At 65.5% G+C, this 12,899-nt stretch carries 14 protein-coding genes and 2 tRNA genes; 13 read left to right on the top strand and 3 right to left on the bottom strand.

The genetic code is table 11. The features are described 5' to 3' along the window. Positions 1-12: 12 nt before the first annotated feature. The 8 genes from AC3A3X_RS04960 to AC3A3X_RS04925 all read left to right on the top strand — a co-directional run bounded on the left by AC3A3X_RS04960 (position 13) and on the right by AC3A3X_RS04925 (position 7,108). Positions 13-2,025: a heme lyase CcmF/NrfE family subunit gene (locus AC3A3X_RS04960; RefSeq protein ID WP_487581927.1), complete on the top strand. Its 2,013-nt coding sequence runs from the start codon at positions 13-15 to the stop codon at positions 2,023-2,025. Next, a complete protein-coding gene (locus tag AC3A3X_RS04955) occupies positions 2,022-2,597 on the top strand; it encodes a DsbE family thiol:disulfide interchange protein (RefSeq protein WP_487581926.1) in 576 nt (191 codons plus the stop codon). The genes AC3A3X_RS04960 and AC3A3X_RS04955 overlap by 4 nt, the downstream gene beginning before the upstream one ends. Before the next feature lie 215 nt (positions 2,598-2,812). Next, positions 2,813-3,235, top strand: coding sequence for a cytochrome c-type biogenesis protein (locus AC3A3X_RS04950; protein WP_487582004.1), 423 nt, complete (start codon positions 2,813-2,815; stop codon positions 3,233-3,235). Next, positions 3,235-4,239 carry a tetratricopeptide repeat protein gene (locus tag AC3A3X_RS04945; protein WP_487581925.1) on the top strand — a complete coding sequence of 335 codons (1,005 nt, stop codon included), beginning with the start codon at positions 3,235-3,237 and terminating at the stop codon, positions 4,237-4,239. The genes AC3A3X_RS04950 and AC3A3X_RS04945 overlap by 1 nt, the downstream gene beginning before the upstream one ends. Positions 4,240-4,554: 315 nt before the next feature. After that, positions 4,555-5,691 carry a homoserine O-acetyltransferase MetX gene (metX, locus tag AC3A3X_RS04940; protein WP_487581924.1) on the top strand — a complete coding sequence of 379 codons (1,137 nt, stop codon included), beginning with the start codon at positions 4,555-4,557 and terminating at the stop codon, positions 5,689-5,691. 87 nt (positions 5,692-5,778) lie between these two features. Beyond that, the gene (locus AC3A3X_RS04935; protein ID WP_487581923.1) at positions 5,779-6,375 is read left to right on the top strand and encodes a cysteine dioxygenase family protein; all 597 of its coding nucleotides are present in this window, start codon (positions 5,779-5,781) and stop codon (positions 6,373-6,375) included. Between the two features lie 143 nt (positions 6,376-6,518). After that, positions 6,519-6,971 (top strand): DUF2214 family protein, encoded by a 453-nt coding sequence (locus tag AC3A3X_RS04930; RefSeq protein ID WP_487581922.1) that lies wholly within the window; start codon positions 6,519-6,521, stop codon positions 6,969-6,971. Positions 6,972-7,021: 50 nt separating this feature from the next. Continuing rightward, positions 7,022-7,108, top strand: a tRNA-Leu gene (locus AC3A3X_RS04925). A 174-nt stretch (positions 7,109-7,282) separates the two neighbouring features. Here the strand turns inward: AC3A3X_RS04925 and AC3A3X_RS04920 are convergent. The 3 genes from AC3A3X_RS04920 to AC3A3X_RS04910 form a co-directional block, all read right to left on the bottom strand. Further along, positions 7,283-7,960 carry a hypothetical protein gene (locus AC3A3X_RS04920; protein WP_487582003.1) on the bottom strand — a complete coding sequence of 226 codons (678 nt, stop codon included), beginning with the start codon at positions 7,958-7,960 and terminating at the stop codon, positions 7,283-7,285. A gap of 143 nt (positions 7,961-8,103) precedes the next feature. Then, positions 8,104-8,373, bottom strand: coding sequence for a hypothetical protein (locus AC3A3X_RS04915; protein ID WP_487581921.1), 270 nt, complete (start codon positions 8,371-8,373; stop codon positions 8,104-8,106). Between the two features lie 413 nt (positions 8,374-8,786). After that, a complete protein-coding gene (locus AC3A3X_RS04910; RefSeq protein WP_487581920.1) occupies positions 8,787-9,218 on the bottom strand; it encodes a CBS domain-containing protein in 432 nt (143 codons plus the stop codon). A 215-nt stretch (positions 9,219-9,433) separates the two neighbouring features. Here AC3A3X_RS04910 and AC3A3X_RS04905 point away from each other — a divergent pair. The 5 genes from AC3A3X_RS04905 to AC3A3X_RS04885 all read left to right on the top strand — a co-directional run bounded on the left by AC3A3X_RS04905 (position 9,434) and on the right by AC3A3X_RS04885 (position 12,821). Next, positions 9,434-9,516, top strand: a tRNA-Leu gene (locus AC3A3X_RS04905). A 358-nt stretch (positions 9,517-9,874) separates the two neighbouring features. Continuing rightward, complete coding sequence (locus AC3A3X_RS04900; RefSeq protein WP_487581919.1) at positions 9,875-10,165, top strand: type II toxin-antitoxin system RelE/ParE family toxin; 291 nt, start codon at positions 9,875-9,877, stop codon at positions 10,163-10,165. Positions 10,166-10,211: 46 nt separating this feature from the next. Further along, entirely contained in the window at positions 10,212-10,649 is a 438-nt protein-coding gene (locus tag AC3A3X_RS04895; protein WP_487581918.1) for an addiction module antidote protein, read from the top strand. A gap of 586 nt (positions 10,650-11,235) precedes the next feature. Further along, entirely contained in the window at positions 11,236-12,195 is a 960-nt protein-coding gene (locus AC3A3X_RS04890; protein WP_487581917.1) for an SOS response-associated peptidase family protein, read from the top strand. A 167-nt stretch (positions 12,196-12,362) separates the two neighbouring features. Beyond that, on the top strand, positions 12,363-12,821 hold the full coding sequence (locus AC3A3X_RS04885) for a hypothetical protein (protein WP_487581916.1): 459 nt from the start codon (positions 12,363-12,365) through the stop codon (positions 12,819-12,821). The last annotated feature ends 78 nt before the right edge of the window (positions 12,822-12,899 follow it).

Raw genomic sequence — 12,899 nt, 5'->3', positions numbered from 1 at the left:
CTGAGGTGTCGCATGCTCGGTGAAATCGGCCAGGTCACCCTGATCCTCGCCCTGCTGGTGTCGCTGCTGCAGGCGGCATTGCCGCTGGCCGGCGCGCAGCGTGGCATCGGCGGCTGGATGGCGGTGGCGCGCCCGGCCGCGTATGCGCAGCTGGCGCTGGTCGCCTTCGCATTCGTGATCCTCAGCCACGCCTTCGTCACCCAGGACTTCTCGCTGCGCTACGTCGCCGAGAACAGCAACTCGCTGCTGCCGCTGATGTACCGCTACACCGCGGTATGGGGCGCGCACGAAGGATCGCTGCTGCTGTGGGCACTGATCCTGGCGCTGTGGACCGGCGCGGTCGCGCGCTTCTCGCGGGCCCTGCCCGATGAAGTCATCGCCCGCGTGCTCGGCGTGATGGGCCTGGTCAGCACCGGCTTCCTCGCCTTCCTGATCTTCACCAGCAATCCGTTCCAGCGCCTGTTGCCGGCCGCCGCCGAAGGTCGCGACCTCAACCCGCTGCTGCAGGACCCGGGCATGATCATCCACCCGCCGATGCTGTACGTCGGCTACGTGGGTTTCGCCGTGCCGTTCGCGTTCGCGATCGCGGCACTGCTCGACGGCCGCGTCGATGCGCGCTGGCTGCGCTGGACGCGGCCGTGGACCAATGTCGCCTGGGCATTCCTGACCTTCGGCATCGCGCTGGGTTCGTGGTGGGCCTACTACGAGCTCGGCTGGGGCGGCTGGTGGTTCTGGGATCCGGTCGAGAACGCCAGCTTCATGCCGTGGCTGGCCGGTGCGGCGCTGCTGCATTCGCAGGCGGTGACGGAGAAGCGCGGCAGCTTCCGCGGCTGGACGCTGCTGCTGGCGATCGCGACGTTCTCGCTGTCGCTGCTGGGCACCTTCCTGGTTCGTTCGGGCGTGCTCACCAGCGTGCATGCGTTCGCGGCCGACCCGGCGCGCGGCTTGTTCATCCTGATCTTCCTCGGCATCGTCATCGGCGGTTCGCTGCTGCTGTACGCGCTGCGCGCGCCCTCCGCAGACGATGGCGGAAAACCATTCGATGTCAGTTCGCGCGAGACCCTGCTGCTGGCCAACAACCTGCTGCTGTCCACCGCCTGCGCGATGGTCCTGCTCGGCACGCTGTACCCGCTGCTGGCCGACGCACTGGATCTGGGCAAGATTTCGGTCGGCCCGCCCTACTTCGCCCTGATGTTCATGCTGTTGATGTCACCGCTGGTGGCGCTGCTGCCGTTCGGCCCGATCACGCGCTGGCAGCGTGAGCAGGTATCCCGGCCGCTGGCGATGCTGTTGCCCTGGGCCGCACTCGCACTGGTCCTGGGCGTCCTTGCTTACTTCATCTCGCCGCAGGGGCCGTGGAAGGTCGCCGCCGGTGTACTGGGCGCGGCGTGGGTGCTGTTCGGCACGGTCCGCTTCGTCGTCGCGCGCCTGCGCAGCCAGAGCAGCGGTTCGCGATTCACCGCCGAGATGCTCGGCATGATCCTCGCCCACTGCGGCGTCGCCGTGTTCCTGGTCGGCGCCCTGCTGGTCGAAGGCCTGAGCCAGCAGCGCGAACTGGCGGTCGCGCCGGGCCAGACCGTCGAACTGGGACGCTATGCCTTCCGCTTCGACGGCGTGGCCCATTCGCAGGGTCCGAACTACGAAGCCGACCGCGGCACCGTCACCGTGTTCGCCAACGAGCGACCGCTGACCGTGATGCATCCGGAAAAGCGCACCTACGCCAGCGGCGGCCAGGTCATGACGGAGGCTGCCATCGATGGCGGCGCCACGCGTGACCTCTACGTTGCCCTGGGCGAACCGCTCGGTGGCGGCTCCTGGGCGCTGCGCGTGCATGTGAAGCCGTTCGTCCGCTGGATCTGGGCGGGCGCGCTGCTGATGATGTTCGGTGGCCTGGTCGCGGCGATGGACAAGCGTTTCCGCCGCACCAGCACCGTCGCCGCCAGCGCTGTTGTCCCCGAACCGGTTGTCTCCAACCCGGCCTCCAGTCCGGTGGTCGCCAACGTCAGCCAGGAGCCGGCACGATGAGCGATCCGTCGCCGCAGCCGCGCAAGTCTTCGATGCGCTGGGTGCCCTTGCTGATCGTCGCCGCGCTGGGCGTGTTGCTGTTCGCCGGCGTGATGCTCAGCCGCAACCCCAACCGCGAGGCACTGCCGTCGCCGCTGATCGGCAAGCCGGCGCCGGCCTTCCGCCTGCCGGTGCTGCATGAGCCCGGCCGCATGGTGACGTCCGACGACCTGCGCGGCGCACCGTACCTGCTCAACGTCTGGGGCAGCTGGTGCCCGGCCTGCCGCGACGAGCACCCGGTGCTGACGCGCTTCGCCGAGAGCAAACGGCTGCGCGTGATCGGCTTCAACTGGAAGGACGAGCACGCCGACGCGATGCGCTGGCTCGAGCAGTTCGGCAACCCGTACTTCATGGTCATTGCCGACTACGACGGCAAGGTCGCGATCGACTGGGGCATCTATGGGGCGCCGGAAACGTTCCTGGTCGACGGCAAGGGCATCGTGCGCTGGAAGTACGTCGGGCCGTTGACGGATGAAGTGATCCGGGACGATCTGCTGCCGAAGATTGATGAGATGCAGAGGGGTTCGCGATGAGCGACGCTCACGTTCAACGATCACTCGTTCAATGCTCGCCCGATCAACGATCACCTGATCAACGATCACCCGTCATTCCCGCGAAGGGAACCCAGCGCCTTGTGGCCATTGAAAGTGCGAAGACGCTGGGTTCCCGCCTTCGCGGGAATGACGGCTTGACCCGCCTTCGCGGGAATGACGGTTTGAGGGGATATTCGTTGTTGCTGGCCATCGCGATGCTCGTGGCCTCCTTCACCACCTTCGCCCAACCCGCCAGCGACCCCACCCCGCTCCAGTTCCAGTCCCCGATCGAAGAGCAGCGCTTCCACGCCCTCGTCGCCGAACTGCGCTGCGTGATGTGCCAGAACCAGTCGCTGGCCGAATCCAACGCACAGATCGCCGTCGACCTGCGCCGCGAAGTGCTGGAACTGATGCGCCAGGGCAAGGACAACCGCGAGATCAAGCAGTTCCTGGTCGAGCGTTACGGCGAGTTCGTGTTGTACCGCCCGCAGGTTGAATCCAAGACGTGGTTGCTGTGGTTCGGCCCGGCGCTGGTGCTGCTGGCCGGCGGCATCGTCGTCGCCGGCGCGGTGCGCAAGCGCCGTCAGGCACCGGCCGCGGCAAAGACCAGCGACAGCAACGAAGAGCAGGAGTGGTAATGGTCGGTTTCGTGATTGCCGGCCTCGTGCTGGCCATGCTGGTGCTGGCCTACGTGCTGCGTCCGTTGTGGCAAACCCGTCCGATTGCAGGGATCGCGGTGATTGCCGGCCTGACCCTGGCCACCGGCCTGATCTACTTCGCCATCGGTACACCCGCCGCACTGGATTCGGCGCAACGGCGCGCACCGGAGACGCTGGACGACGCCATCACCCAGCTGGAGGCCGAGCTCAGGCGCGACCCCAACCAGGTCGAAGGCTGGCGCCTGCTCGCACGCGCCCGCGTCGCCGAAGGCGAACCGGCCAAGGCACGCGATGCGCTGATGCGTGCGCTCAAGTTGATGCCCGACGACCCGGACCTGCTGGCCGAAGCCGCGGAGATGCGCGCCATCGCCGCGCCGGGTCGCCAGTTCGATGCCGAAGGCATCTCGATGCTGCGCCACGCACTCGACCAGGAATCGATGCACCAGCGTGCCCGCTGGTTCCTCGGCATCGCCCAGCGCCAGGCCAAACAGCCGGCGGAAGCGGCCCGCACCTGGGAACCGTTGCTGGCCGTCGTCGATGGTCGCACCGGCGAAAGCCTGCGTGAGCAGATCAACGCCGCGCGCGGCGAAGCCGGCCTGCCGCCGCTGCCGCCGGCCGCCGCATCGACACCTGCCGCTGGCCCGGGCCTGAAGGTCAAGGTCGCACTTTCGCCCGCGCTTGCAGCGAAACTGCCGGCCAACGCCAGCCTGTTCGTGATCGCACGCCAACCCGGCGGCCCGCCGATGCCGGTGGCGGTCGAGAAACTGGCGGCTGCGAACTTCCCGGTCGAGGTCACGCTCGACGATGGCGACAGCCCGATGCCGACGATGAAGCTTTCGCAACTCGACAGCGTCGAGGTGCTGGCGCGTGTGTCGGCCAGTGGCAACGCGAGTCCGCAGGCGGGCGACTTCGAAGCCGTGGCGAAACCTGCGGGCAAGGATGCCGGCACGATCGAACTGCTGATCGACCAAGTCCGGCCGTAACGCGAGTCCGCACGAAATACGCACATCCGCCCCACGCCCTCATCCCGGCGAACGCCGGGATCCGTTTGCTGCTGCTCGTCATTCCCGCGCAGGCGGGAACCCAGGGACGTTGCTTCGTACTTGAGCGCCGTAGCGCAACGGCACAGTCAAAATGGATCCCGGCGTTCGCCGGGATGACGTGACATTTACTGACGGGATGTGGGCCTGGATCCCGGCGTTCGCCGGATGACGGTATGGGGGCGGCATGTGCCGTCAGCCTGGGTCCTGGCATTGGCCGGGATGACGCGATTGAACCGCGCCCGTTAAGCTTGCTCCATGACCGAATTCATTCCCCCCGGCACTCGCTGGTTCGACCTGCCCTCGCCTTTCCCGATGAAGCGCGGCGGCGCACTGAACAACGCCCGCGTCGCCTACGAAACCTGGGGCACGCTCAACGCTGCCCGCGACAATGCCGTCCTGATCGTCACCGGCCTGTCGCCCGACGCGCACGCTGCCAGCAATGACGGCAACCCGGAACCGGGCTGGTGGGAACAGATGCTCGGCCCGGGCAAGCCGATCGACAGCGATCGCTGGTTCGTCGTCTGCGTCAATTCGCTCGGCAGTTGCAAAGGCTCGACGGGACCGGCCTCGATCAATCCCGACACCGGCGCGCCGTACCGCCTGACCTTCCCCGACCTGGCGATCGAGGACGGCGCGCAGGCGGCCGCGAATGTCGTGCGCGCGCTCGGCATCGCCAGCCTGGCCTGCATCATCGGCAACTCGATGGGCGGCATGACCGCGCTGGCGTTCCTGCAACTGCATCCCGGCCTGGCGCGCAGCCACATCAACATTTCCGGCGCGGCCAAGGCGCTGCCGTTCTCGATCGCGATCCGCTCGCTGCAGCGCGAGGCGATCCGCCTCGACCCGAACTGGAACAGCGGCCAATACGACGACGCGCGTTACCCCGAAGCGGGCATGCGCATGGCGCGCAAGCTGGGCGTAATCACCTACCGCTCGGCGCTGGAATGGGACGGCCGATTCGGCCGCGTGCGACTGGATTCGGACCGCACCGACGACGAGCCGTTCGGCCTCGAGTTCGAGGTCGAAAGCTATCTGGAAGGCCACGCCCGCCGTTTCGTCCGCCGCTTCGACCCCAACTGCTACCTCTACCTGAGCCGATCGATGGACTGGTTCGACCTGGGCGAGTACTGCAGCGACCGCCGGGGCAACGGCGAAGCCGACACCCGTGCCGGCCTGGCCGGCCTGCGCGTCGACAAGGCGTTGGCGATCGGCGTCCACACCGACATCCTGTTCCCGCTGCAGCAGCAGGAGGAGATCGCCGAAGGCCTGCGCGCCGGCGGTGCCGACTCGCGATTCCTGCCGCTGCCGTCGCCGCAGGGGCACGATGCGTTCCTGGTCGACATCGCCCGCTTCGGCCCCGCCGTCGCCGACTTCCTGAATGGCCTTGCCTGAGCGGCTGAACGGCACGCACGCCGCCGTACCACCCTAGATTGATGCGGCGCAAGATTCGCTGCGCCGGGCGCACGATAGAATTGCGCCATGACGATCAACGACGCACTGCCCGACCTCGATTTCCCCGGCCACGACAAGCTGGTCGCCGCCATCGACGCCGCGGTTGCGTCCGGCGACGAACATGCCGTCACCGCCGCGCTGCGCACCACGCTGTGCAGCATGATCCGCGACCGCGACGTGCAACTGCCCTCGTGCGTGCACGACCCGATCGAAGACCATTACGCGCGCCGCGAGATCTACCGCAGCCCGGACCTGGGGTACAGCGTCGTCGCGATGACCTGGGGACCGGGCCAGGGCACGCCGGTGCACGACCACTGCGGCCTGTGGTGCGTGGAAGGCGTCTGGGACGGCGAACTGGAGATCACCCAGTACGAACTGCTCGAACGCGAGGGTGAGCGTTTCCGTTTTCGCGCCGCCGGCGGAATGCATGCAGGCCCGGGCAGTGCCGGCAGCCTGATCCCGCCGCACGAGTACCACACCATCCGCAACGCCAGCCACGAGTCGGTCGCCGTCTCGCTGCACATCTACAAGGCGCCGATGGAAGCGTGCTCGATGTTCGTCCCGAACGAAGGCGAGTGGTTCGCGCGCGTCGCCAAGACGCTGCAGACCGACGAAGCAGCGTAAGCCCCTCAGAATCCGAAAAACCCCTCTCCCGCGAGCGGGAGAGGGGTTGGGGTGAGGGCAGCCGCCCGACAACGCCTGACCTCTGGCACTACAACGCCAGACCTGATCGCCTAGGGTGAGCGTTTCCGCCGGAGCCTCCCCCGATGCTGACCGACTTCACCCTCGCCTCCCTGCACCACCTGCTCGTCTACGCACTGACTGCGATGCTCGTTGCCGAAGCCGTGCTCCTGCGTGGAGGCGTCGACCGCTCGACCTTGCAGCGACTGGCCGGCATCGACCGGGGCTACGGCATCTGCGCGATGCTGCTGATCGTGGTCGGCATCTGCCGGATCCTCTACGGCGTGAAGGGCCACGACTTCTACCTGCACAACCCCTGGTTCCACGCCAAGATGGGCGCCTTCGTGCTGGTCGGGCTGCTCTCGATCCTGCCGACCGTGCGCTTCCTGCGCTGGCGCAAGGCCCTGGCCGCCAACCCGTCCTACCTGCCCGATACCAACGAGGTCGCCCGCTTGCGCGGCATCGTCCGCTTCGAGCTGATCCTGGTCGCGGCCATCTTCGTCTTCGCTGCAGCGATGGCCCGCTACGGCGGACTCTGAGATAGCCCCCCTGCTTCCGGGCGGCCGCGTCGGCTATACTGCGCGACCGCGCCGGAATGGCGGAATCGGTAGACGCAGCGGACTCAAAATCCGCCGCCCTTAAAAGCGTGTGGGTTCGAGTCCCACTTCCGGCACCAGCACGACGTTTCAGGGGGCATCACCAAGCCCCAGAAGTACACCAAAACCCCGCTACGGCGGGGTTTTGCGCATCTGTGGGGTTCCCTGGCGTTTCTTGAATCGGCGTGTGAGCACGCAGCGTCATCCGCTGCGCTGCCTCGCACACCAAAGGCAACACGCCGACGCGCCCTTCACTAGGGGGCGGGCTGTGCGCCTCTTCCATCGTTGCCCTGCGTAGTCGCGCGACTTTGCGCGAACTCCGGGAAGGTCTCCGCTATCGGCGCCGCATCCGGCAAGATGTAGAACACCCCGCCCCGCTCGAATGTCGGACGGATGATCTGCTCGTAAAACTCGGGCGAGACGTTGATGCAGCCATGAGTGATGCGGTTGTCGTCCGGCGAAGGCGATGCGAGGCGTTCGACGCGTCTCTCGGCCGGGACGCCAGTGGCGGTAGGGTGGATGGAGACCGCGGAATCGTAGTCCACCCACAGCACGCGCCCAGCGTCGATTGACGGACCGAAACCGCCCACAAAGCGACCAGCAGGCGTCGTGCGATCCCGGCCCGGAATCGCGCGAAGCGCAAGACCGGCGACGCCGGGGGCCGTATGATCGCCGATCGCCGAGCCAAACAGCCCAGGGGCCGCACCGCGAAGCCGGCCGTCGCCGCCGAATACCAGGATTTGTGCGGAGGCCTTGTCTATGACCGCGAACGGATAGCCTAGGCTGTCATTGGCTGAGACAACCCAGCCGGCGAGCTCAATCACAGTGCCGGACACATCTTGGCCTGGCGGAAGCTGGTCGACGGCGGCGACCGGTTGCGCGGCGGCATCCTCGGCGCTGGCCACGCCGATGCTCGCGAACGCCAGCGCCAGCGCCAGGATCGCAGGGTGTGTGCAAGTACGGATGGGACGGTTCCTTGGAACGAAGACTGGGTAAAGATTATAAGGAGACCGGTGGCCAGCAAAGGCCACCGGGTCCCGGTTCAGGCCGTTTGTCGCGAATCGTGCAAGAGCGACTAACCGCGCGGCTTGCGGGTCGGTGCCGCTTCGAGCGCCTGGACGCGGCTTTCCATTTGATCCAGCCGTTGGTTGGCCTGCTGCGCGGACTGATTGGCAGATTCGGCACTCTGGGCCGCGTTCTGCACCTTCGTGTCGAGTTGATCGAGGCGTGAGTTGACACGTGCAAAGTCGTCATCATAGGTAGCGCAGGCGGCAAGGCCCAAAGTGGCGACGATCGCCACGCCGAGCGTACGCACCATTGCCAAATGTTGCTTGGTCAGAAACATACCAATCCTCCTTCGTCTGGGGTATCGCGAATATAGCGGCCTTTCTACCGCAGTCATGAACCCGCATTCAGCCTACGTTGGAATGCGTAGATGGATTGTGAAGATATGGCAATTAGCGAGAGTTGCAACTTGAGTTCATCAGTCTCCACGAAAACTCGCAGCATTTGATCGACTATCACAACATCCGCAGTCACCGCCCCCACTCCCGGCGCCACTGGACGGTTTCAGAGCGTCCCGCAAAAAAGCCCCGCAACTTGCGGGGCTTTTTGTTTGAAGCGTCCCAGCCCCCCAGTCGTCGGTCACTTGCGACGCGGGAGTGCAGTTCGTTTGCCTGATCGGCCCGCAAACCAGGCCAAACGAGCGCCCCCGCTCTCGCGGGGCGCCTGATTCTTGTGATCACGATGCTGCGCCGATCAATGCGCGGCGATGTAGATATCGCGCAGCACATCCCGCTCGAGCGCGAGTTCGTCGAGCCGGTTCTTGACGATGTCGCCCAGGCTGACGATACCCACCAGCACATCGTTGCTGATCACCGGCAGGTGACGCAGGCGTGCGTGCGTCATCATCGACATCGCCTGCTTGACGCTGGTGTCCGGTGCAATGCTCTCGACGACGCCCGTGAGCAGCCTGCTCAATGGACGCGTGCCCGCTTGCGCACCATCTTCGGCCACGGCGGTCACGATGTCCTGTTCGGAAACCACGCCCACCGGCTGCGCACCGCGGGTGACGACCAACGCGGCAATCCTGTGGGACGTCATCTTCTGGGCCGCCGCGCCGATCGTGTCGCCGGCATCGATGGTGACCACGTCGCCGGATTTGGACTTCAGCAGTTCTTGAATCTTCATTGTGAATAGCCTCGGGAGGGAGTGGGCTACGTCCACCAGGACCATCCCACGGGTCGTACGACCGTACGAAAAAGCTTGCGCTCCCGAACCGGCGTCACTAGTCCAATGGATGCTACAAACTGTTGCATCCTTCGTTACCGGGCTTGCCCCCTTCGGTCGCGCGGTTTGGTGGGCCGCGCCACTCGAAGCCAGAACCGCCAACAGGCAACCCAGGCGCCGGAATGGCGGAATCGGTAGACGCGGCGGACTCAAAATCCGCCGCCCTTAAAAGCGTGTGGGTTTCCCACTTCCGGCACCAAGACATATCAAGGGCTTGCGAGCAGTCGCAGGCCCTTATGCTTTAGCAACTCCGCTCCGCACTTACCTGGTCCGCTGCGCAATTGTTCGGGCAAGTCTGGCGGACGCGACTCACTCAACCGCCTGGAAGGAAGTCCACGCCTCCAGCCGACCGCTGCCGCTGGTGACGCCGGCGATTGTTCTGGAACCCAACTTCAATGGCGCCTACGCAGGTCGGCCACGCGATCATCGCCGCTCCGGTGGACGCCGATCCCAATATGCCGCTGGCGCCCAGGCAGCGCAGATTGGGCCATGGCACGCCTACCGTCGGAAAGTGCCTCCAAGTTTGCAATTTGTATCCATTCGGATACAATGGCTGCGTGAACGAAATCCAGACAACGGAAGTCCTTGACGAGTGGCTCGGCGATCTGGACGACGAGAAGACTCGCGGCATTGTCGTTGCGCGCATCGAGCGCGTGCGCGCCGGCCTGACAGGCGACGTCAAGCCGGTAGGCGGTGGCGTCAGCGAGCTGCGGATCGACTATGGACCCGGGTACCGCATCTACCCCACGAAGCGCGGCAAACAGATCTTCATCCTGCTGTGCGGCGGGGACAAGTTGTCCCAGAAAATCGATATCAAGGAAGCAAGAGAGATCGCCGCGGTGCTGTAACCGCGGAGCACTACCGACAAGCAACACACAACTTGGAACACCACAAATGAAGATCACCATCAAGACCCGCGCGTTTGACGCTGCTGAGTACCTTCGCAGCGAGGAAAGCATCGCGGCTTTCGTTGGCGATGCTCTTGAGTCCGGCGACGCTGTCGTCATCCAGAATGCGCTTGGCACCGCTGCCCGCGCACGAGGCATGGCCCAGGTTGCAGACGCTTCCGGCCTTGGCCGTGAAAGCCTCTACAAGGCGCTCCGCCCGGATGCGAAGCCCCGCTTCGATACGATCCTGAAGGTCATCTCGGCGCTGGGAATCAAAGTGTCCGTGGAACCTGCTGGCCGTCAGTTGATCGCGCCCGCCGCCAAGCGGGTGCGGCCGGCCGCGAAAGTGAAGGCAGTAGGCCAAGCGGCATCCAAGCCCTACAAATCTGCGAAGGCTCCGGTCAAGAAGGTCGTAGCGGCAAAGCGCACCACACGGCACGCCTGACGGCTACACGGCCCCGGGGAATCTCGGGCCCAGCTTTATTAGCCCCCGCCTGCCGCCATCATCTGGAAGTAGGTGTAGTAGATGTTGCCAGTTTGCGCCGCGTATCTCTTCTTTCGGAGCAGCAAGCTAACAAAGCCGCAATCCCTCATCTCAACCCGTTGCGTGGGCATCGTTGCAAGCCAACGCCTGGCCCGGTCGAGGACATCTGATGGCACTGGCCGCGGAGACCGGACTCGATGCGACCGCGCTGGCAGCCGACGGACCGCAGATGCTGCAGTTGCGCGCGCAGGGAGTCGTTCTTGGCACGCGGGAAGTGGCGCGACGCCGTTGCTGCGTTGCGTCGAGATCGACGGAGCGGGCCCGACACTCATGCGCGAAATGCCGACTGGGCGCATTGGCGCATCGACCGCTGTCGGTGGCGCCTTCTACGGCAATCACCGCATTGGCCACTGCGCCCAAGGTGGGCCGCGCCACCCGAAACCCGAACCGCCCCACAGGCATCCCAGGCGGAGCTCGGGGTACGCAAGGCCGCCACGCGGCTGGGGGTATATTCCGGCTACGGTCACAGCGACAGGGGGCCACCGCCATGTGCTACTCCGCCCAGATCTGGGCCGACTACCGCAAATTCGCCAAGGTCTTCGGCGCCACCATCAGCATCCAGGATTTCGTCCGCCTGTACTGGGAGCGCGGCAACGGTGGCAAGGCCAAAATCCCCAAGGCGATGGACGTCGCATTCGCCGAGCCGCTCACCGACCTGCAGCACGAGATCAAGGGGCTGATCGACGAGTTCAACCGGGCGCAGACCGGTCGTTTCGAGCAGGAGTTGTTCAAGCAGCGCAAGCGCCTGTTCGACGCCGAGCGCATCCTGCTCGACAAGACCACGAAGAAGGCGCTCGAGGAAAAGCGCATCGCCACCGACAAGATCGAATGGACGCGCGGCAAGCTGGCCGACCTGCATCGCAGCGCACTGGTCGCCGACGATTCGCGGATCTTCCCTGGCCATTACGCGCCGGTGATGGTCTGGGAGAACGGCCAGCGCGTGATCAAACCGATGCGCTACCAGTGTCGCCCCGAGAGCAAACCGGCCAACTTCGACCAGCGCTTCCCGGGCGCCTACAACGCCCGTCGCGACAGCCTCGAAGGGTTCTGGAAGGAACAGTTCGGCCACACGCACGGCATCGTCGTGGTCAATGCGTTCTACGAGAACGTCAGCCGCCATGCCGTCGAGCATCGCGAGCTGCAGCCGGACGATAAGGAGGAGAACGTCGTGCTGGAGTTCCGCCCGGAACCGGAGCAGGACATGCTGGTCGCCTGCGTCTGGTCGAAGTGGAAAGGCTCGCACGGTGCCGAGTTGCTCTCCTTTGCCGCCATCACCGACGAGCCACCGGTCGAGATCGCCGCGGTGGGCCATGATCGCTGCATCATCCCGATCAAGCGCCGCAACATCGACGCCTGGCTCAACCCGGACGCCGACGACCTGGCTGCGATGTACGCCATCCTCGATGACCGCGAGCGGCCGTACTTCGAGCATCGGCTGGCGGCTTGAAGTATGCCAACCGGTCTTTCGTCCCTGCGGCCGCCTCCCTGCGCACGACGAACGGTAATGCGACAGTCCGGCCGGCATCCCACGTGACGTCGCCTTAACAACCACGTTGGCATGGTTGCGCGACAGGGCGACCGCTCCGTCACCAACCGACATCAACGGGGGAATCGATGACGACCGCGGACTCCTTGATGCCGCTGCAGGCCGATGTCCCCTCGACCGGGCAACGGCTGTTCGTTCGCTACTACAGCGCAATCCTCATCGACCTGGTGGTGCTGAACCTTTTCAACGAGTTCTCCGAAAAGGTCCACATCGAATCGTTCACCGTGTCGCTGATGGTGGCATTGCTTCTGCAGATCCTGCTCAAGCTGACCCTCGCCCTCGAGCACTACGTCGCGGCGTTCTTCAAGGCTCGCCCCGGCGGTTTCATGACCTTCATGCGCTGGTTCTCGGCATGGCTGATCCTGTTCGGTTCGAAGTTCGCGATCCTCGAAGCGATTTCGTTCGCGTTCGGAACCGACGTCCGCTTCGACGGGCGATGGCATGGTCTGCTGGTGCTGATCACCGTGATCGTCGTGATGCTGGTCGCCGAAGAGGTGATCGTCAGGATCTACCGGCGCCTGGCCTGAGGGCCCGCCGGCGCAACCGCTCAACCGGGGACGGATGGATCCATCCCCCACATCACCGCAGGCGTCCGACCCCATGCA

This window comes from Lysobacter sp. Soil_N_23 (assembly GCF_057656135.1).
The sequence above is the reverse complement of the archived record's forward strand: the minus strand, read 5'-3'. Positions and strand labels throughout refer to the sequence as shown.